The 19,582-nt window shown below is 54.8% G+C and carries 16 protein-coding genes; 13 read left to right on the top strand and 3 right to left on the bottom strand.

What is annotated here, in order from left to right; translation table 11 throughout:
• The first annotated feature begins 16 nt into the window (after positions 1-16).
• From ACP7A4_RS19620 to ACP7A4_RS19590, 7 genes are all read left to right on the top strand, one after another.
• Positions 17-613, top strand: a complete 597-nt coding sequence (locus ACP7A4_RS19620) for a GTP cyclohydrolase II (protein WP_059762338.1) — start codon at positions 17-19, stop codon at positions 611-613.
• Positions 614-639: 26 nt separating this feature from the next.
• Positions 640-2,331: a WD40 repeat domain-containing protein gene (locus tag ACP7A4_RS19615; RefSeq protein ID WP_426248001.1), complete on the top strand. Its 1,692-nt coding sequence runs from the start codon at positions 640-642 to the stop codon at positions 2,329-2,331.
• 21 nt (positions 2,332-2,352) lie between these two features.
• Positions 2,353-3,009: a class I SAM-dependent methyltransferase gene (locus tag ACP7A4_RS19610; protein ID WP_059762336.1), complete on the top strand. Its 657-nt coding sequence runs from the start codon at positions 2,353-2,355 to the stop codon at positions 3,007-3,009.
• A gap of 248 nt (positions 3,010-3,257) precedes the next feature.
• Entirely contained in the window at positions 3,258-3,863 is a 606-nt protein-coding gene (locus ACP7A4_RS19605; protein ID WP_059762335.1) for an SCO family protein, read from the top strand.
• Between the two features lie 29 nt (positions 3,864-3,892).
• Positions 3,893-4,378 carry a copper chaperone PCu(A)C gene (locus ACP7A4_RS19600; protein WP_203303950.1) on the top strand — a complete coding sequence of 162 codons (486 nt, stop codon included), beginning with the start codon at positions 3,893-3,895 and terminating at the stop codon, positions 4,376-4,378.
• Between the two features lie 19 nt (positions 4,379-4,397).
• Entirely contained in the window at positions 4,398-4,904 is a 507-nt protein-coding gene (locus ACP7A4_RS19595; protein WP_059762333.1) for a GNAT family N-acetyltransferase, read from the top strand.
• 71 nt (positions 4,905-4,975) lie between these two features.
• A complete protein-coding gene (locus ACP7A4_RS19590; RefSeq protein ID WP_203303948.1) occupies positions 4,976-5,752 on the top strand; it encodes a potassium channel family protein in 777 nt (258 codons plus the stop codon).
• A 41-nt stretch (positions 5,753-5,793) separates the two neighbouring features.
• On the opposite strand, the gene ACP7A4_RS19585 is transcribed toward ACP7A4_RS19590, so the two are convergent.
• The 3 genes from ACP7A4_RS19585 to ACP7A4_RS19575 form a co-directional block, all read right to left on the bottom strand.
• The gene (locus ACP7A4_RS19585; RefSeq protein ID WP_426248000.1) at positions 5,794-7,137 is read right to left on the bottom strand and encodes an OprD family porin; all 1,344 of its coding nucleotides are present in this window, start codon (positions 7,135-7,137) and stop codon (positions 5,794-5,796) included.
• Entirely contained in the window at positions 7,134-7,340 is a 207-nt protein-coding gene (locus tag ACP7A4_RS19580) for a hypothetical protein (protein WP_426247999.1), read from the bottom strand. The genes ACP7A4_RS19585 and ACP7A4_RS19580 overlap by 4 nt, the downstream gene beginning before the upstream one ends.
• 70 nt (positions 7,341-7,410) lie before the next feature.
• A complete protein-coding gene (locus ACP7A4_RS19575; protein WP_426247998.1) occupies positions 7,411-8,577 on the bottom strand; it encodes a DUF1624 domain-containing protein in 1,167 nt (388 codons plus the stop codon).
• 281 nt (positions 8,578-8,858) lie between these two features.
• Here ACP7A4_RS19575 and ACP7A4_RS19570 point away from each other — a divergent pair, with 281 nt between their 5' ends.
• The 6 genes from ACP7A4_RS19570 to ACP7A4_RS19545 all read left to right on the top strand — a co-directional run bounded on the left by ACP7A4_RS19570 (position 8,859) and on the right by ACP7A4_RS19545 (position 19,571).
• Positions 8,859-9,905 carry a DNA topoisomerase IB gene (locus ACP7A4_RS19570; protein ID WP_426247997.1) on the top strand — a complete coding sequence of 349 codons (1,047 nt, stop codon included), beginning with the start codon at positions 8,859-8,861 and terminating at the stop codon, positions 9,903-9,905.
• Positions 9,906-10,020: 115 nt separating this feature from the next.
• On the top strand, positions 10,021-10,356 hold the full coding sequence (locus ACP7A4_RS19565) for an RcnB family protein (protein WP_059762327.1): 336 nt from the start codon (positions 10,021-10,023) through the stop codon (positions 10,354-10,356).
• Between the two features lie 177 nt (positions 10,357-10,533).
• Positions 10,534-12,213: an AAA family ATPase gene (locus tag ACP7A4_RS19560; RefSeq protein ID WP_426247996.1), complete on the top strand. Its 1,680-nt coding sequence runs from the start codon at positions 10,534-10,536 to the stop codon at positions 12,211-12,213.
• On the top strand, positions 12,197-13,387 hold the full coding sequence (locus ACP7A4_RS19555) for a hypothetical protein (RefSeq protein WP_426247995.1): 1,191 nt from the start codon (positions 12,197-12,199) through the stop codon (positions 13,385-13,387). The genes ACP7A4_RS19560 and ACP7A4_RS19555 overlap by 17 nt, the downstream gene beginning before the upstream one ends.
• Positions 13,388-13,735: 348 nt before the next feature.
• Positions 13,736-15,913, top strand: a complete 2,178-nt coding sequence (locus ACP7A4_RS19550) for an RHS repeat-associated core domain-containing protein (protein ID WP_426247994.1) — start codon at positions 13,736-13,738, stop codon at positions 15,911-15,913.
• 736 nt (positions 15,914-16,649) lie between these two features.
• Positions 16,650-19,571 (top strand): RHS repeat-associated core domain-containing protein, encoded by a 2,922-nt coding sequence (locus ACP7A4_RS19545; RefSeq protein ID WP_426247993.1) that lies wholly within the window; start codon positions 16,650-16,652, stop codon positions 19,569-19,571.
• Positions 19,572-19,582: the final 11 nt, after the last annotated feature.

Genomic DNA, 19,582 nt, shown 5'->3' with positions numbered 1-19,582 from the left:
TTAATTGGGATACCTCATGCACACGCCAGTATCGCGTCATACCAAAGTGCCTATTTCTATTTTGGGCGGCACCATTAATGCGCACTTTTATGGTTTTAAAGGTTTTGATAAGAACAATGAACATTTTGCCGTGGGGGTTAATACCGACACCGCGGACATCCCACTTGTTCGCGTGCACTCGGAGTGCATCACTGGTGATGTGTTCGGTTCACAACGCTGCGACTGTGGCCCGCAACTGCAAGAAGCCCTTGAAACGTTGAATGCACAAGGGGGGTATTTGATTTATCTGCGTCAGGAAGGGCGCGGCATTGGTTTGTATTCCAAGTTTGAAACCTACTTATTGCAAGACACCGGGCTGGATACCTATGAGGCCAACTTGCACCTCAATCATCCCGCGGATTCGCGCACGTTTACCCCGGCGGTGGACATGCTCAAAGCCCTTAATGTGACGCAATGCCGCTTGTTGACCAATAACCCGGAGAAAGTCCAGCAGTTGCGCGATGGCGGGATTGATGTGGTGAGTGCAGTGCCTACGGGGGTGTTCCTGACCCAACATAACCGTGGCTATTTGCAATCGAAGGTCACTAAATCCAGTCACTCCATCAAGTTGTAAGGCTTGCTTTCGAAAAGGATTTCACCATGAAACATATAGGTCCTATCAGCGGTATTTCCGCGCATGCCAGTGAGTTCATTGCGACGGCCGGCTATGACAATCAAGTGATTCTGTGGGACGCCAAAACCGGGCGTTCGATTCACCGTGTTACCCACGACCATCTGGCTAACCAATGTGCCTTCAGCGCTGATGGCAAGTACTTGGTCAGCGCCAGCAGTGATTACACCGCACGTATTTGGGAGGTGCCCAGCTTGCGTTTGAAGTCGGTGCTGTCCGGGCATGGCGATGATGTTGAAATGGCGGTTTTTTCACCCGACGGTACGCGTGTCGCCACCTGTTCGCGCGATCACGTACTGCGTATTTTCGACCTGGACGGTACGTTGCTGGGTGAACTGAAGGGGCATGACGCCGACGTGATTTCAGTGGTTTGGTCGCCAGACGGACTGCGCCTGATTTCCAGCAGCGATGACGGCACCGTGCGCCAGTGGGACACGGCCAGCCTGGCGCAGTGTGGCCTGGTAGACATTGGCGGCGTTGAAACCGACACCATCGCAATCACCCGTCAGGGCCTGGTTTTTGCGGGTGACGATGACGGCCGTATTTCATTGATCAGCAATGAGCACGTACGCACGATTCCTGCCCATGAAGCCGGGATCAAGCGCATCGTATGGAACGACGATAAACAGTTGTTGGTGACGCTTAGTTACGACCGTTCGGCGATTGTCTGGGAACTGGACGCCCAGCAAAATCTGATCAAACGCCGTACCACCGCCTTGCCAAGCATTGTCTGGCCGCGTAGCTGCGCCTTTGTCGGCGAAGACAAATTGGTGTTTGCCACCTTTGGCTCGCGCTACGCGACCTGGAATTACGCCGAGGATCAATGGCACGTCGACGGCATCGCCCCGGCCGTGAGTATCAACGCGGTGGTCAACGATGCAGGACAGCAATACAGCATCGGCGACGCAGGGATGCTGTTCAAAGATAACCAGCCGGTCATGGGCGTGGGCAGCCTGTGCAACTTTCTGCTGCCCTTTGGACCATTGCTATTGTCAGGTGGGCAAATGGGGCAAGTCTTTGATGCGCTGACCGGGCGGCTTCTGTATCAACATCGATCGCCGCTTAACTGTGCCACTGCGTTTCACAAGGACGGTGTGCTGCACGCCCTTATTGGCACTTACACCGGCGAAGGCCTGGTGTTTGCTCTGGACACGGCACATGGCTTGACGCTGATCGCGTCTATCCCGATGCACGACAACGCAATCAAGGGGGTGGCGGCCAACGACCGACACTTGTTCAGCGTTTGCGCCTCGGCCGCCGTGGCGTTGCACAACATTGACGATTTCAGCAGCGCGCGGCATGTCGAGCAGGCGCACACTCGGATCTCCAATGGTTGCTGCACCGTAGACGGCGGTTTTGCCAGTATCGGTCGCGACCTTAAACTGCGCCTGTGGCTGGGCTCAGGCGATGAGGTCTACGACACGCCACACGTAAACTCGATCAAGTGCATTTGTGCTTCGGCGGATGGTCGTGTCATTGCGACCGCCAACTACAGCGGCACTGTAGCGTTGTTCGATTTGCCAAGCCGCACCTGGATGGATGTCGAACGTCCGACCGCCAGTGGCATCTCGTGTTTGAGCCAGGACAAGGACAGTAATGGCTTCATTGCCAGCTCCTATGACGGCAACATTTACACCATCGCCTATCGCCAAGCCTCTTAACGTCACCAGGAGCGGACAATAATGAATAAGCAGACGCAATTTCTGGATGTGCCCACGTATAGAAACGTACTCAACACTTCATTTGTTCATCGTTACGGCAACGGTGAGGACGAGTGGTCATGGGACATAGGCATGGCCAAGGCCGCGCGGGTGTTTCTTGAGCATTTGGGGGATAGAAGCGATCAACTGATTCTTGATGTCGGGGTTGGGCGGGGGCGTGATGCGTCGGAGTTGATACAGGCAGGTCATCGCGTTACCGGTCTGGATATCGTCGAAAACTCCAGTTGGCCTTTGCTGCGCAAACGCTGGGGCGAGCGACTTGAACTGGTGCCTTGCGCACTGCAAGACTGGCAGCCGACCTTATTACGTCAATTCGATGCGGCGCTGGATAACGGCTGCTTTCACCATCAGCACCCGGATGAGTGGCAAAGCTATCTGGGTGACATGCGCCGCCATGTTCGCCCAGGCGGTCTGATTGCGATCAACGTATTTGGCGTCGACGCCAGCAACCTCACACCGGGTTGGCGTGAAATGGACAACCGCCGTCAAGGCTACTTTTTTACCGAGCAAGGGATTCGCGACACGCTGGAAGGTTTCGGATTGACGTGGGAGCGGCTCATAACCATCGAACGCCAACATGGCGATGCGGTGTATCTGCTGGCGCTGGTGCGCACTTGATAACGCGACCGACAGTCACACACGTATGCGTTTGAGGGCCTGCCGGGCCTGAATAAGGCCGGAACCCGCACAGGGTTCCGGCTTTTTAATGACGAACGTAACGTGCTCCGAAGGGCTGAGAGTGGTAAATTCTGCGCCCATGAAACTCGTCTCCCTCTTAACGAACACCCGCTTCAAAGCCAAAACGCTGAATGTCGCCGGTTCGTGGGTTGAACTGGGGATGAGTCGTGCGCCAAAGGAACCTTCACATGAATGAATTACTGACTCGCCGCCATGTTGTTCAAGGCCTGGGCTTGCTCAGTCTGGGGTTGCTCGCTGGGTGCGATCCCGGCAGTGGGTTGTCGTACAAGTACGGTAAAGATTTGAGCAACGAGATCCTGGGGCGCAAGTTCAAGCTGCACGACACTCAGGGCAATGACGTCATGCTGGGCAGCTTTCGCGGCATGATGCCCATGATTTTCTTCGGCTTCACCCAATGCCCGGCCGTGTGCCCAACGGCGCTGGCGCGCGCCGCGCAAGTGAAAAAAATGATGGGCCCGGATGGCGACCGGTTGCAGGTGGTGTTCATCACGCTCGATCCTGAGCGCGACACGCCTGCGGTGCTGGATGCCTACGTCAAAGCCTTCGACCCGACCTTTATGGCGCTGTCTGGCACGCTGGAAGAAACCGCTGCCACGGCCAAAGAGTTCAAGGTGTTTTACGAGAAAATCCCGAGTGGCTCGACTTATACGCTTTCGCACACGGCCACCAGCTTCGTATTTGATACCCGCGGCGTGCTGCGTCTTGGCTTGTCACCTTCGTTGTCTCCCAAGCAGTGCACCGAAGACTTGCTGACGGTGATGTCGGTCTGCTGATTTAACGCCCCTTTGAAAGAGCCAACCTTATGAAACCTGTTAAGTATCTGATGTTGTCGTTGCTGGGCTTGAGCCTGCACGTTTCGGCGCAAACCACCGTGGATGACGCGTGGGTACGTGCCACTGTGGCTGGCCAGCAAGCCAGTGGTGCCTTCATGCACATCACTTCGACCACGGACAGCAAGCTGGTGGAGGTCAAATCTGCAGTGGCCAAGACCGTACAGATCCACGAGATGAAAATGGTCAACGATGTGATGAGCATGGGACCTGTGCCTTTCGTTGCTTTGCCGGCGGGTAAAACCGTCGACATTGAGCCAGAGGGCTATCACGTCATGCTGATGGACCTGGTCGGGCAAATCAAAGAGGGCGACAGCGTGCCACTGACGCTGGTCATTGAGGATGCCAAAGGCGTTCAGCAATCGATTGAGGTTAACGCCCCGGCCCGTGCGCTCAACGCCGTGTCCAAGCCTGATCATGGGGCCATGCATAGGTCAGATCACGGCAACATGCACTGATCGTTTTGCGGGGCGAGTGATGTCTGCGCCATGTATCGAACGCGTTTTAACGGGCGATATCGCTGAAGTTGTGAGCTTCGTGACCGAGGCGCGGGCGCAGATGTTTTCTACCCGCGCGGCAGGCGGCATGCCGGCCGATCTGGCGGCGTTTGAAGCGGTTTATTTGCAAGGCGATGGCTGTTTTTTAGTGGCGCGGGACAACGGGCGCCTGGTTGCATCGATTGGCTATACGCCCTACGACCATCGCTTTCCTCAACTCGACTACCGCGGGCTTAAAGCGGTGGAAGTCGCGCGCCTGTTCGTCATGCCCGACTATCGACGCGGCGGGCTGGCCAGCAGGCTATATGGTGCGCTGGAGGGAAGGGCGCGAGCGGCTCAGGTAGCGTTGATGTACTTGCATACGCATCCATTTTTGCCCGGCGCCGTCGATTTTTGGCGTCGGCAAGGGTTTACGCTGACGGACATCGAACACGACCCGGTGTGGCATACGACCCATATGGAACGACGGCTTTTACGCGCCACCTGAAAGATGGCCGTTGAAGGTAAAAAAGCGGCTGTTCATGGATTTAACTTTTTGCCGGGAAGGCGGGTTTATAGATGTCAAAACCGTTGTTTTATGAAAATTTTCATACGTGGTTAGCCAAAAAAGAGAGCCGTACAGCAGACGTTTTAGGGCTGTTGGTCATTGCGCTAACGGGGGGCTTCGCTGTTTATGCCTGTTTGGTGTTCACAGATTGGTGGCAGAGCTATCTGGCGCTGATGATCTTTTATGCAAGCTTTAATATCGCGCTCTTTTCGGGGATAAAACCTGCGCCCTGGGAAGGCAGTATTGTCTTTGCTTTTTTTCTGGCCGTGGCGCTGATTTACATCTTTCTGTTTGCGGTTCTTTATCAGAGACACTGCCTGTTAGACATCCAGACTACGTGCGGAGCCTACTCAGTGCTGCAAAGTCCCTTGAAAGAGGACTATCTCTACGCGTCCACTGTCGTGTTCACAACCCTGGGTTTTGGCGACATTGTGCCCAAGGCCGGGGCGGGACGTATTGTTGTGGCGACCCAGGCCCTGGTCGGGATGACGTACAGCGCGACCGCGATATTGATCATTTTGGGACGCGCGGGCTGGTATTCAGCCAGGGGCGAGTCAGCGGCACAGCCAATCCTTATTGACCGCGAACATGCGCAGGTTCAGACGGACAGGTTTGCCCACACGTCGAAAGCGCTGGAAGACATGTCGACGTTGCTGAGTGCTCTGAGTACTAAAGTGGACACCGTTAACAATCAATTGGTCAGCCTCAAGCGATACGCGCTGTGGGCAAGCTTTGCCTTGATTGTGTTGTCATTTTTTGCAGGCATGGCCCTGGGTCATAAGTTTTAAGGGGGGGGCGAGGAAACATCGATCCCCTCGCCTTGAATGATTCAGAGCCTGCCACTGAGCGGGTATTCAATGGCAAGCCGTATCTGGTCCGTGTCCAGTTCGGCCTGTGCGGCGTTGCCCCGGTGGACGTTGTGGCGCAGTGACAGCAGGGTGCCCTTGGCCGCGCCGCTCTGTATGACATAACGCGCCTCCAGGTCCCGCTCCCAATGCTTGCCATGTTTGCCATAGCCCAAGTAGGCATAGCCGCCGCGCGGGTCCACATGGCTGCCGTCGATATCACTGCCACGCACATAGGCTGCGCTGAACATCAGCCCGGGCAGGCCCCAGGGCGACATGTCCAGATCGTAGCGGGCTTGCCATGACTGTTCGTTGGGTGCGTTGAAGTCAGACAACTGAACGGCGTTGGTAATGAAAATGGCACCTCGGGTCACGTAGTCGAACGGTGTGCTGCCGTGTACTTTCTGGTAACCGAGGCTGACACTGTGCGGCCCTTGGGAGTAGGTAGAGAGTGCGCTCCAGGTGGTGTTGTCGATGCTGCCTGACAGCGCTTTGCCTTCATCGGTTGTGCGATAAAGGTTGAAGTTGAATGTCAACGCACGTTTAGCATCAATCGCCTGGCTAAAGATCGCACCCAGATAGTGCTGGTTCCAGGTGTTCTCATAGCGCGAGGTGTAGAGGCTGGCGCTGAAGTTTTTGCGCGGGGTGTAAACCACGCCTGCCAAGTCAAAGGCATCGCCTTTGAGCGCATTGGAGTAGTTCACCACAAAGCCTTGATTGTGGCTGCTGGCGTTACGGTCGGTGCTTTCAGTGAAATGCCCGCCGACCATTTTAAGGTCTGCAAACTCATGGCTGACGGCGAAGACCCCGGTGGCTGTCTCGGGGAGCAAACGGCTGTCGGAAGAACTGAAGACTGGCGTTTTGACCCGCTGTTCGCCGTAGGACACCACGGTATTGGACATGCGCAGCTTAAGTGCTGCACCGCCTCGGCTAAAGTTGTCCTTGGGGTAGCCTTCGTTGTCCAGCCCGAGCAAGCGCGCCTTGCCAGCCCGTCCGCCACCGCTGTCAAGTTTGACGCCTTGGTAGGCGTGCGCATCGACCCCCACGCCAATCAACCCTTGTGTGAAACCTGATTGCAGGGTGGCCATCAAACCGTAGGCCCATTCTTCTGCATAGCCATTACGCTCGGCCTTTGGTTTGTAGGCGTTACGCGCGCCGCTGTTGCGAGCGCCATGCTGATAGTCTCGTCGGTCGTACACTGTGCGGTTAATCACGTTCCAGGTGCTGTCTTCGATCAAACCCCGGCTTTGGGATTGAATGGCGTCAGCCAGGGTGATCGGGCTGACCAACACCATCAGCATCACGGCCCGAGTGTGCAGGACCGTCATTGCGCGACCTGTTGTTCAAGCGCGGCACTCAGGCGATCAAGCGCCCGCTTTGGCAGTGTGGGAGCAATCTGTAAGTAACTCGGTTCATACAGCATGCTTGCCGTGGCGCCACAGGTGAGCATTTTCACTTCATGGGTCTGGGCTGCAACCGACGCGCACAGCAATGCACTGGTCGGAAACAGGGGCAGGGAGCAACGTCGCATGTGCATTCATCCATAAACAGTTCAAGAAGTTCGACAGCGCAGGGTCTGTGCGCCATCCACGGGTATCCCTTCAAAAATACTTGAGCCAGGTGATGTCACGTCGACGGCTTTTTAACCCGGCAAACCAGTTCACCGGCCAATACAGTGCAGTGACCAGCGCAATGGCGGTGAGCCAGACAGCGCCAATGCCGTCAAACCCAAAGTAGGCGCCGTGGTTCAGTCCAAACACTGCAACGCAGAGCACATACAGCACTTTGAGCACATACAGGTGCAACAGATAGAAGAACATCGGTGCGCCACCCAACACCGCGAGTGTGCTGAGCCATTTGTGTTGCTGGACACGTTCAAACGCCAACAGCAGCAATAGGCCGACGCCCAGCGTAAGTGTCAGGAAGAGCAACGAAGGCGGGTATTTGGTGATGTTGAAAAAGCTCATCAGCGTGTGGGTGACATTCCCGTAGTTCGTCCATTGCGCCTCGCCGTAACCGTTGAGCCAACGTAACGCGACAAAACCCAGCAGTAGACCTGTACCCGTCAACAACAAGTAACGCTGACGGACGTGGGCTGAAACCGAGCGTGTAAACCACGGGCCTACGCAATAACCGAGCGCGATGACACCGATCCACGGCAGCACAGGGTAGGAGGTGCGCAGTCGCAAGGTATCCGAGAACTCGATCCAGCCCCGGTCATGCAAAATTGCCCACGGCACGTGCAGGTCAGAACCCACCGCAAAGTGCACTGTGTCGAGCAGGTTATGCCCGGCCACGATGACGAGGCCCACAACAAACAACGCGGGACGGGGTAACCAGACCAAGGCTGAGAGCGCAATCATGCTGATACCAATGGCCCAGATGACTTGCAGGTAAATCACGCTGGGCGGGAACTGGAAGGTCCAGGCGAAGTTGACCAGCGTGAACTCCAGCACCACCAGAAACAGGCCGCGCTTAAACAGAAAAGCGGAGACATCGCGCTTGCCCTGATATTTCTCGCCGTAGAGATACGCGGACAACCCCGTGAGCAGAACAAACACCGGGGCACATAAGTGGGCGAGGGTACGGCTGACAAACAGGGCAGGTTCGGTGCTGTCAATACTCATGGGGTCGGCGACCTGTCGGTGCAGCAAGAAGGTCTCGCGCACGTGGTCCAGCAGCATGAGCACTATCACCAGACCGCGCAGGGCGTCGATGGACAGCAGGCGTTGGTGAATGGGAGGTGCAGCAGTGGGAGCGTTAGTCATTGAAGGATCGCAAGCAAGGATTGTGGGAATGAACGTGCAAGGGCGAACATGAATTAATAGTTATCTTATAACGTTTCTAATTCGATTGACCATCGTTCATTCCATCGAGCCGGGACCCTGCTCATCAATGCCTCAGCACAGGAGTTTGTGCTGAGGTTGTGATGGGCTGATTCGGCGACCACGAGGCAAGGCACACGAACCGCAGGCTGCAATGGGTTGGCACGTCTGCCCGAGCACGCGGTCAATGGCTGTAACGGCCAATTTTCTTCAGGATCGCTGCCATGCCCGAGATACCGTTCCCTGATGTGTTGCCCCACGACCTGCATTATGTCGACGACACGCAGCCTGGAATCACCCGCAAAAGGTCGCGTGGGAAATTTCGTTATTTCGATCCCGAAGGCCGACGCATTGTTGATCCGGGCGAAATCAAACGTATCAATGCCCTTGCGGTGCCGCCCGCGTATATCGAGGTATGGATCTGCGCCGATCCACGCGGGCATCTTCAAGCCACGGGGCGTGATGCCCGAGGGCGCAAGCAATACCGCTATCACACGCGCTGGCGTGAAGTGCGCGATGCCAGTAAATACTCCCGTCTGCGCGAATTCGGGCGGGCCCTGCCCAAGCTGCGCAAGCAATTGGAAGCGCGCCTCGCCACACCGGGCTTCAGTCGGGACAAGGTGATGGCCACGGTCATCACTTTGCTCGACGCGACCCTCATCCGCGTCGGTAATACCCAATACGCCAAAGACAATCGCTCTTTTGGGCTGACGACCTTGCGCAGCCGCCATGTTGAGGTCAGTGGCAGCACGATTAAATTTCAGTTTCGCGGCAAAAGCGGAGTCGAGCATCAAATCTCAGTCAAGGACCGCAGGCTGGCGGGGATCATCAAACGTTGCCTGGAGATTCCAGGGCAAAACCTGTTTCAGTATCTGGACGAAGAAGGGGTACGCCACAGCATCACGTCCTCTGACGTTAACGCCTATCTGCACACCTTGACCGGCGCTGATTTCACCGCCAAGGACTTTCGCACCTGGGCCGGCAGCGCATTAGCGCTATCAGTCTTGCGAGGTTTGCAATGGGAGCCTGAGGCAGACGCCAAACGCTACGTGGTTGATATGGTGAAAAACGTCGCTAAACACTTGGGAAACACCCCGGCGGTGTGTCGCAAGTGCTATATCCACCCGGCCGTGCTGGAGGGGTTTATATCAGGCGCACTGGCGGATCTGCCCACGCCAAGGGTACGCAAAGGGCTAAAAGTGCAGGAAGTGGGACTGGCAATGTTCCTCGATACTCTGTTGCATACCCAAGCCAAAGGCGGTGATGCCTGATCATTAATGAAAGTTCGGCACTCTGGCGCGCTGTAAGGGTCTACCCCTCAAGCCTGACGCTCATTGCAGCAGCACAGGCATGAATACGGTCCATTGCGTCCTAAAGAGGTTAACCATGCGAAATACCCTTTGTGCATCACTCATTGCCGGCTTTTTATGCGCAGCACCTTTTGTTGTGCAGGCCGCAGATGACACCGCCAGCGATTGCAAGAAAGGCTCCATATTGGCCACATCCATGGATCACCACACGTGCTACACCAGCGGTGACAAGGCGCCTGATCAATACACCCGCGAGGAAAATGCGCTTAAAAACTGGAAAGCCAAAGGCTTGCCAGAACCTGACGTAGGCGCCCAATGGGTCGAGTTCAGCCGCCATTACGTGCTGGTCAACCGCGCTAACGCAGTGATTAAGCAAATACGCGCACTGGATGGCACGGTGGTAAGCCAGTAAGTCAACAGGAAAGGGCCGCTGAGCACAGCGGCTCTGCCGTGACGGTGGGCCGTAGCACTTTTTTTATGGTTGATTGTAAAATGCCATTATTCGCATGTGTCTGGCATGCCAAGGATTGATGGCTGAGGAAGGGGGGGCAAGACGCCGTCTTTTGCCTTACTTACAATGGATACGGCAATGATTTTGGTCCATATTTTTGTAGCGGAACATAAGGCGTTAAAGAACCTTAATATTCCTATTAATGGCAGTTTTAACTGCACTTACAATCTGGGTTGTTTAAAGCTGTTTAAAAAAGAAGAGACGACGTGGTTTTACAATGATCATCATTGTACGGCCGTGATTGGGCCTAATGGCGCGGGCAAGAGCAGCTCACTGGAAGTGCTGGAGTTGCTCAGTGGTGAGAGTGACTCCAGAGCGCTGGTGGTGTTTTTTGATCGTGTTGAGGCCCGCTATCACTTATGCAAGATCAACATGACAATTGACGAGCTGGGGTGGGTCGAGTCAGATGCCGAGATTTTTCATGTGCCAGACAATCAGTTGTTTCTGTTCGATAACAACTTGCATGTTGTAAAAATCAATACGCTTTCCGGTGAATACGGTGGATTGAATTTCTCCAAAACCAAGACCCCGAAATTCATTCATGATTTAAGTGTTCGGGAGAATGTGAAAAGTACGCCCCGTAAAAAGCGTTACTTTGAGAAGCTGTTAAGTTATTTCAATAATGCCTCTGATCGTGATGAGTTCATGGAACGGGTCAGTTTCGAATTCACGTTTTCATCGTCTTCCTTGAGTATTGTTGAGCGTGTTGTTCGGCGAGACCCAGCAACGACTAAACACAGTGATGAACTGCTTTCCAAATGGGAACATATCGATTATTCACCCGTATTGAGTGAATTGAGTATCGGCGTACCTAGCGTGTTCCAACGCCTGTTGGGTATGAACGTACTCTCGATCCTCAGTGCACTCAGTAAAGTGTCGGGCGCACAAGACGATGTTTTGTCTCGCTTGCTTCATCAGTACAGTGTTGTGATAAGGGATAACGCTGACCGCTTGAGCGTCTCTAATTGTTTGAGGCGAGCGCTGCAGCAGATGGCCTATTCAGAGTGGGTACGCTTTTCCAAAAATGGACTTCGCGTCGAACACATGAATAAGGTGCTGGAAGGCTATCTCAATATATTTGAACGGATAGCCACCCTTATAATTGACCATTGTTATGACGGAGAATATCTGAACTTGCGCAGGGTCAAGACAGATGACTATGCGACCATCGAAGAGTTGACCGAGGTCATCCAGCGATTGCCTGCAAATATCGCTGCAAACATAAAGTGGGGTTGGCGAGGAATTAGCAGTGGAGAGCTGGCACGTGCGCATGTATTCTCCGAGAGCTATCACTATTTAAAGACGGCCTCACCCCAAGCCAATCATATTTTTCTGCTGGACGAGGCCGACCTCTATTTACACCCCGAATGGCAACGGACGTTTTTGCATGAGTTTTTATCTCACCTCGGGTACTTGGAGCAGAGCCGAGGTGTCAGAAAGCCTCAGGTTATTATCTGCACCCATTCGCCGATCATGATCAGTGACTTTTTGCCTGACGATATTGTGTCGCTCGCCAAAAATGAAGACGGCGATATTGAAGTGATCCCGTCCTCTGGATTTGGTAATAGCATTGCCGATATTTATATGAATGGCATGCACCTGACATCGACCTTTGGTGAGCACGCACAGCGAAAAATCGCGCACTTGTTGCAGGCAGCCAAACAAGGGCAATTAACTTCCCAAGACCGCACGCTGATTGAAAAACTGCCGGGCACGCCTATCAAGAACTATTTTCTCTATCATGATCAAAATCAATAAAGTCTACGCGGATGCATTCATCCAGGCGTACGTTGAGTACGCTTTGGAAGATGTGCTGTATCCCAAAATAGTTAACCTGCTCAACAAGGTCCCTCTCGACGAGCAGGCCAAGGTGCGAGGGGTGTTCACTAAAGACTACTTGAGGGGGCTGTTGATTGCTCCACCCGCGCTGTTTGAAACCAAAATTGAAGAACTGTTTGCCTTGTTTCCGATGCTTGCCGAACGGTATTGTTACGCCTATCTGCTGAGGGAATCGGACCTGGTGTTCGATGCCGTTAACCTCGATATCCAGTCGCCGGCTGGCAAAGCTACTTTTGATCTGGCTGTGAATAAAGCCATTGCCGAACTGCGGATTTTAACCACACGCTACACGCTGTGTTTAACGCCTCATATTCTGGAACAGTTGGAGTCCGGCCTGGCGCGGCATAAAAAAAAGCGCTACCTGTGTCGGTTAGAAAACGCCAAGCGCGGTCACTCGCAAGTTACCGACGCCGATAAAGAGCGCTTTCCAACCTGGATACAGGTGTTCAAAGATTGTTTTGATTACGAAGCTGTCTCAGAGCGATTTGGTATGGCGATTACTGGCCAACTCGCCCTGACGGTCTGTCCCTATTGCGCGTTGGAGGAGATCCAGACGTATTCCGCTATTTTGGTACGCCCTGACCTTGATCATTTCTATCCCAAGACGCGCTTCCCGTTCCTGGCGATTTCTTTGTTCAATTTGATCCCGGCGGGATCGATCTGTAATCAAAAACACAAAAGAAACAGCTCCATGCTCGGCCACATGAATCCTTATATCGACAGCCTTGAGGGCGCGAGTGTGTTCAGGGTCGGGTTTGTGCCTGACGGTAACGAGGCTCAAACGCTTACCTTTGATGTGGTGCCACAAAATGACCCCTTCAAGGATAAAAACATCGAGCTTTTCAAAATCAAGGGCCTGTACAACGGAAATGAAAATTTGCGCGCCTGGTATCTCGATACCTATAAATTGCGAGAGTTTTTGAAGGGGCAGGGAGTAGAACTCAGCACGGTGAACTTCAACTCGCCCCTCCATGCCGCGGTGCTTGATCTGGGCCGTCCCATTACTAAAGTCTCAGCGCAAAAATTTAAAGTCGAGGCCATCAACGACCTGTTTGAACAAGCATTGCAAGTGGTTAGCCAGCCTGAAAATTAAGAGCTACGCGCGTTGTCCTCTTCGCGCTGTAAGACCCAACAACCCATCAGCTGTGAATGATCTGAATATGTTGTAACTGCCCGTTTTTCATAACAAAACGCGTACCGAATAGGGCATGACGCTGAAGCTTGATATCTACACTTTTTAATCATTGTGCAGTTCAGGAGTCCGATCATGCCCCACCATTTGCATCACCATACCCCTTCGCTCAGCGCTTGCGATCCGCGCGGTTTAGAAGTGCGTTGCGTGGCATACCACCGTCGTTCAACAGCGCAACCTCCTGAGGCACGTATAAGCCGGCAGTCTTACACTGCTTCAGGCTTTCTATGTGAACAATGGGACGCGCGCTTGGGCGCATTGCACGACAAAGACCCGAGTATCCAACCCAATCAACTGACTGTTTTCTCACTCTCGGGCAGCGTGTTGTGCTGCCGTAATGTGGACCAAGGGCCGCGTATTGTCTGGGTAGGGTCGAGTCATCAGGTGCTGGATCGCTGGGATGGTGCTGGCACCCGACACCGCTATGAATACGATGCGCTTGTGCGTCTGACGGCGGTATTTGAACAACCCGCCAATGCGCCGCAGCCAAGGTGCACAGAGCGCTTGAGCTATGCCCAAGCAACCGCTGAAAAGGAGGCGGGCAACGGCTGTGGCCGTTTGCGCCGTCATGATGATCCCGCGGGGACGTTACTGTATGAGCACTACGATCTGTGGGGAAACACCACGGCGCAGTCGCGACGATTTTGCCGGGATTTAGCTGGGGAAGTGGACTGGCCCTTGTCGCCAGCGCTACGAGATCTGACGCTTGAAGACCACACTTATGCCACTCAATGGCAATACGGCGCCTTGGGGCAATTAATGGTTCAGACAGATGCCAAGGGCTATCGACAAGAGCCACGTTATGGGGTGGATGGTTTGTTGGCATCGCTGGCGGTCACGTTGAATAGGGGGGTGAGGCGCACGGTGCTGCAGCAGCGTCATTACAGCGCCAGCGGGAACGTTGAGAGGGAGTATGCGGGGAATGGCATGCGCAGTGTGCTGGCTTACGATGTGGCTACGGATCAGTTGCTAAGGTGTACAACTTACCGTAATGGCCAGCTTGATTTGGCCTTGCAGGACCTGAGTTATACCTACGACCCCATTGGGCAAGTACTGAGCATTCGTGATGCAGCACAACAGACGCAGTGGCTGGACAACACGCAAATCGAGTCGTCCTGTACCTATTCATACGACACGCTCTATCAATTGATAACGGCGACCGGACGTGAGAATGCCCATCAAGGCCACGGTCCGGGCTTGCCGGGGCGAGTGGATTTCGGTGCGAGTATTGCCCAGCGTTGCCGGCACTATCGCCAAAACTACACCTACGATGCAGGCGGCAATCTTGTTTCTCTGCGTCATGTGCCCACGCAAGGTAGCGGCTATACGCGGCGCATGAGCGTCTCAAACACGAGCAACCACAGCTTGGCCCAGGACGCGGATTTTTCCTCGTTACCACGGTTAGGTAGCGGGTTTGATCTCAATGGTAACCAGCAATTTCTTCAACAAGGTCAAGCCTTGCACTGGACGTTGCGCGACCAATTACAGCGTGTGACTCAAGTGGTTCGCGAGGATGGGGCAAACGATGACGAAGTCTATCGCTACGATGCAAGCGGCCAGCGAATACTCAAAGCACGCGTGTATAACGCTCATCGAAAGGTTCACCTTTGTGAGATCCGCTACTTGCCGGGGCTGGAGATCAGGCGCAACAGCGCCACAGGCGAATGGTTGAATGTTGTGACGGTAGAGGGCGACCTTGGCAGCGTTCGAGTTCTATTGTGGGAGCAAGGCATGCCTTCAGGTATGCAGGAGGGCCAGATGCGTTACAGCCTTTCGACGCATTTGGGCAGTCGCACATTGGAGCTGGATCAAGACGCGCGTCTGCTTAGCCAGGAGGACTACTACCCGTATGGCGGCACCTCATGGCTGGCTTCTAAAAACGCCATTGAAGCCACGTATAAAACGTTGCGCTTTTCGGGCAAGGAGCGCGATGCCAGTGGCTTGTACTACTTTGGTTATCGTTATTACGCGCCCTGGCTATTTCGCTGGATCAGCGCTGACCCGGCCGGTGACGTTGACGGTTTGAATTTGTATTGCATGGCGAACGGTAACCCGGTCAGTCGCAGTGACGCCCAAGGCTTGCAAAGCAATGATGTGGCGGCCCCCAAAAGCCGCACAGTGTCCTTGCGCAGCTTTACTGCACAGGTGTCGAGTGTGGTTCGGTCTCGGGTGCAAATCGCAAGCTCGGCGGCCATTCGTGACGCCCTGTCGACCTACATCAGCAACGCCTTGAGTACAGGCCTGGATGTTGCTCTTTTTGAGGGGGTACAGCCCACTGCGGCACTTAACAACGCCTTGAGAAGCACGGTGGCTTTACTTGATGCCCTCGCCATGTTGCATATGACGAGTGGCTTATTGGGGGAATGTAGTGCGCTGGAGCCCATTCATTGGTTTTGCAGTCGCAGCTTCCTCCGATCTAGGGTTTGAGCATCGCGCGGACGTTGAGGCGGGGGACACAGCCCTCGTGTGGGACCCGGTGGCGCGACAACGACTTGGTGGCCATCTGCGTGCTTTTTCACGCGAAATAATGCAGCAGGCGCTGCGTGGCCTGGGTGATAGCGCGTCCTGGGGGCAAACACCGGTTGGCGCAAGGGTGCCAAGAACATTGCTGGCCTCTGCGGCCTATGGTTTGGCAACGGTGCCCAACGCCATTTTTTCTGGCGCTATACCTGCTCCGCTGATCCCTAATATTGGCCCCCTGATAGAAGCTTACGATGCCGCAGCAGGCTCCATTATCCGCAGTGGCCATTCCTCGGTGCGGCTTGAACGGCATCAACAAACCCTTCAACTCCCTCCTGCGATCGACACGCTGCACGGCGGACTGAGTCGAATGTTCAATCAAACATGGACGTATTGGGCGGGTGTGGGGATTGAGGCGGTTGCCGCCTATGCCACAGGCTCACCTCCAGATGCGCAGAGCGCTCGCACGCGCACTTGGGTGGGGGTTGCGCGTGGCATCGTATCGGCAATCACTGAGGTGCGGGGGATACTCTTGCAAACTGCCAGAGCGGGCTTCAGCAATATTTCACGACTGTGGCGCCCCACTCGAGCGTGAAATACCCCTTCCCATAAGAAGGGCCAACGAAAACTACAATATGACCACCTTTGACCGTGACCGCAGTAATAGCCTTTTTCTTCTATTGCGTAAAACAGGTCTGACGTCATGTCATCTTTACATCACCACACGCCGTCACTGACGGCGATTGACCCCCGAGGTTTGAGCGTTCGTAGTGTGGGCTACTACCGCAAAGCGTCGCAGGAGGTCCCTCAGTCCCGTATTCATCAATCACTGTATGGCGCGAATGGCTTTTTGAGCCAGCAGTGGGACCCGCGTTTAGGCAGCCTGCGTGGCACGGCGCGCCGCGCATCGCCGCCTAATCAGCGGGTTATCTCAAGTCTTTCAGGCCAGCCGTTGCGTATCGACAGTGTGGACAGCGGTTGGCGGATTGCGCTGTTTGGGTCGGCATTACAGCCGCTTGACCTCTGGAACGCACGGGGTGCTCACCAGCATTTCGAATACGACACACAGTCCAGGCCCAAGGTCATACATGAACAGCGCAGTGATGAGCCGCTGGCGCGTTGCATTGAGCGTTTTGTGTATGCCCACACCGACGACGATGACGCCAAAGGCAATCGCTGTGGCCGGCTTATTCGCCATGACGACCCTTCAGGCAGTGTTCTCCATGAGGAATACGCGTTATCGGGCGTGGTGACGCTTCAATCTCGACGTTTTTGCCTTACGCCTGAGAAGGTTGACTGGCCTGAGGAGTCCAGCCTTCGCGACCAGCAACTGGAACCTGAGCGTTACTCAACAACTTGGCACTACAACGCGTTGGGAGATGTAATTGAGCAGTTGGATGCGCAAGGTAACAAGCAGCAAATCGATTACGGCGTAGCGGGTCAGCAAGCCAGTGTTTATCTACGTCTTAAAAGTGGCAAACGGACGTTATTGGTTGATCAGTTGACTTACAACGCCGCAGGCCAGGTGACGGCTGAACACGCAGGTAATGGTGTTGTGACAGAGGCCACCTATTCTGAGAGTGACGGCCAATTGCAACGTTTGGCGGCGTATCGCAAGGGCACGCGCCGAGCCATGCTCCAGGATCTGGTCTATAGCTATGACCGGGTCGGCAACGTACTGAGTATTCTTGATAATGCTCAGCCCACTACGTGGGCAAACAACTCAACCATTGAGGCGTTAAATACATTCACCTACGACACCCTTTATCAATTGATCAAAGCCACGGGCCGAGAAAATGCTCACCACGCAGGTGGCAGGACGCTACCTGCGGCTTTGCTGCCGGGTTCGGCTGACCCAACGTTGCTGCGTAATTACTCGCGCCACTATCACTATGACGCAGGTGCAAACCTGGTGCAGATGCAGCACGTCCCCTCATCGGGTCAAGGCTACACACAGCGCCTGTCTGTAGCGCAAAACAGTAATCGCGCACAGTGGGTAGTGGACCCTGCATCGCCAGCGTCACACAGCGACTTTGATCCCTGTGGAAATCTTCTGGCGCTAACCCGCGGCCAGGCCATGGACTGGAATGTACGCAATCAGTTGCAGCGGGTAACGAACGTGCAACGTGATGAGGGCGAGGACGACGACGAAACTTACTACTACGACGGCCAAGGGCTGCGTACGATCAAGCGTCGAGTCAGTCGCGCCAAGGCGCTTAAGCATGTGAGCGAAGTACGTTATTTGCCAGGGCTTGAGCTGCAACGCAATCAAGTAACGGGGGAGCAGTTAAGCGTGTCTACGCTGCAAGCGGGGCGTAGCAGCGTCAGAGCACTGAAGTGGGCGCAGGGATTACCCCAAGGCGTTGAAGATGAGCAATTGCGTTTTAGCGTGTCCGACCACTTAGGCAGCGCTGTACTTGAGTTGGATGAGCAGGCGGCACTGCTCAGCCATGAATGTTTCTATCCGTTTGGAGCAACGGCGTGGCGAGCAGCTAACAGTGTGTTTGAGGCTACGCTCAAAACCCGGCGCTATTCAGGCAAAGAGCGGGATGCCACAGGCTTGTACTACTACGGGTTTCGTTACTATGCGCCCTGGCTGCACCGCTGGGTCAGTGCTGACCCGGCCGGAGATGTCGACGGATTGAACAGGTATGCCATGGTCGGCAACAACCCGATGAGCCGGGTTGACCGTAGCGGCCTGCAAGACGAGATTCCCCAAGGCTACCGAGTGATTGCAGGCTTGTCCCTGATCGTCTTGTTTGCCCTGCTGGGTTTTGTTTTGGGGGCATTTTTTGATGCGGCGGTCTCGGGAGCCAGTGTGGGAGCGTTGTCGATGTCCGTCCTGTTTGTCTTGAACCGCTTACAAGAGTTCATAGCACCGGAGCAACAGCCACTGTTGAGTCAGAGTGAGGCGCAAGCAGAGGAAATTGAGTTTGCCTCGGATGTGACTAACGACGCCTTGAAGCTCGCTCAGCAAGGCGGCTTGAGTAATGCGGAGACCGTCAAATTGGTGAACTTTTTCTACAACAGACGAAGTTCTGCCGACCTGGGGTTAACCATGGCGATTCATCCCACGGCCTCCGGTGATATTTACGGGTATGTCGGACCTATCGCCACCAAAAACAGTTTGCTCACGGCGGTGTCGACAGGCAGGCCACCCAGCCAAAAACTAAGACAGCTGGGTGTACACAGCGTTTTGCTTCGTGCGCGCAACGTGTCCCAAGCCCCCAGTACCTCGGTCCTCGGTGGCAGTGGCGCGCACGAAGTCGTTCCGTTGACGAAACTGTCGCGTCAGCGCCTGCAAAAGCAAGCTGCGCATCTGCCAAGTTCAGAGCCTCAGACCTCTGCCCAAGCGCTAACCGAAGAGCCTGCGGCAATAAGTGTTGACGATTCGGCTGTCGCTCACCTGCTTGTAGGGGCCGAAGGACGCAGTATTGCTTTGGCCATCAGTCATGTTCGTCAAGGGCGTTTCCGCGCAGTCAACTGGCATCAACATGCGGATGCTCTGTGGTCTGCTGATCTGCACGGATACAGGCGCACGCGTGGGCGCGGGGCGTATCGATTGATGTTTGAGCGCCTGGGCGGTAATCGCTACCGGGTGGCCGGCATCCGCAACCCGCACTGATGACCAGCGAA

The sequence above is a fragment of the Pseudomonas sp. TWR3-1-1 genome (assembly GCF_049896545.1).
GTDB classification, from domain to species: Bacteria; Pseudomonadota; Gammaproteobacteria; order Pseudomonadales; family Pseudomonadaceae; genus Aquipseudomonas; species Aquipseudomonas weihenstephanensis.
Note: the sequence above shows the minus strand (reverse complement) of the source record. Positions and strands in the feature narration are given on the sequence as shown.

What these genes read in the sequence shown, in the direction of transcription:
- ACP7A4_RS19620 (WP_059762338.1), top strand. Translation starts at nt 17, where the DNA reads ATGCACACGCCAGTATCGCGTCATACCAAAGTGCCTATTTCTATTTTG.
- ACP7A4_RS19615 (WP_426248001.1), top strand. Translation starts at nt 640, where the DNA reads ATGAAACATATAGGTCCTATCAGCGGTATTTCCGCGCATGCCAGTGAG.
- ACP7A4_RS19610 (WP_059762336.1), top strand. Translation starts at nt 2,353, where the DNA reads ATGAATAAGCAGACGCAATTTCTGGATGTGCCCACGTATAGAAACGTA.
- ACP7A4_RS19605 (WP_059762335.1), top strand. Translation starts at nt 3,258, where the DNA reads ATGAATGAATTACTGACTCGCCGCCATGTTGTTCAAGGCCTGGGCTTG.
- ACP7A4_RS19600 (WP_203303950.1), top strand. Translation starts at nt 3,893, where the DNA reads ATGAAACCTGTTAAGTATCTGATGTTGTCGTTGCTGGGCTTGAGCCTG.
- ACP7A4_RS19595 (WP_059762333.1), top strand. Translation starts at nt 4,398, where the DNA reads ATGTCTGCGCCATGTATCGAACGCGTTTTAACGGGCGATATCGCTGAA.
- ACP7A4_RS19590 (WP_203303948.1), top strand. Translation starts at nt 4,976, where the DNA reads ATGTCAAAACCGTTGTTTTATGAAAATTTTCATACGTGGTTAGCCAAA.
- ACP7A4_RS19585 (WP_426248000.1), bottom strand. Translation starts at nt 7,137, where the DNA reads ATGACGGTCCTGCACACTCGGGCCGTGATGCTGATGGTGTTGGTCAGC.
- ACP7A4_RS19580 (WP_426247999.1), bottom strand. Translation starts at nt 7,340, where the DNA reads ATGCGACGTTGCTCCCTGCCCCTGTTTCCGACCAGTGCATTGCTGTGC.
- ACP7A4_RS19575 (WP_426247998.1), bottom strand. Translation starts at nt 8,577, where the DNA reads ATGACTAACGCTCCCACTGCTGCACCTCCCATTCACCAACGCCTGCTG.
- ACP7A4_RS19570 (WP_426247997.1), top strand. Translation starts at nt 8,859, where the DNA reads ATGCCCGAGATACCGTTCCCTGATGTGTTGCCCCACGACCTGCATTAT.
- ACP7A4_RS19565 (WP_059762327.1), top strand. Translation starts at nt 10,021, where the DNA reads ATGCGAAATACCCTTTGTGCATCACTCATTGCCGGCTTTTTATGCGCA.
- ACP7A4_RS19560 (WP_426247996.1), top strand. Translation starts at nt 10,534, where the DNA reads ATGATTTTGGTCCATATTTTTGTAGCGGAACATAAGGCGTTAAAGAAC.
- ACP7A4_RS19555 (WP_426247995.1), top strand. Translation starts at nt 12,197, where the DNA reads ATGATCAAAATCAATAAAGTCTACGCGGATGCATTCATCCAGGCGTAC.
- ACP7A4_RS19545 (WP_426247993.1), top strand. Translation starts at nt 16,650, where the DNA reads ATGTCATCTTTACATCACCACACGCCGTCACTGACGGCGATTGACCCC.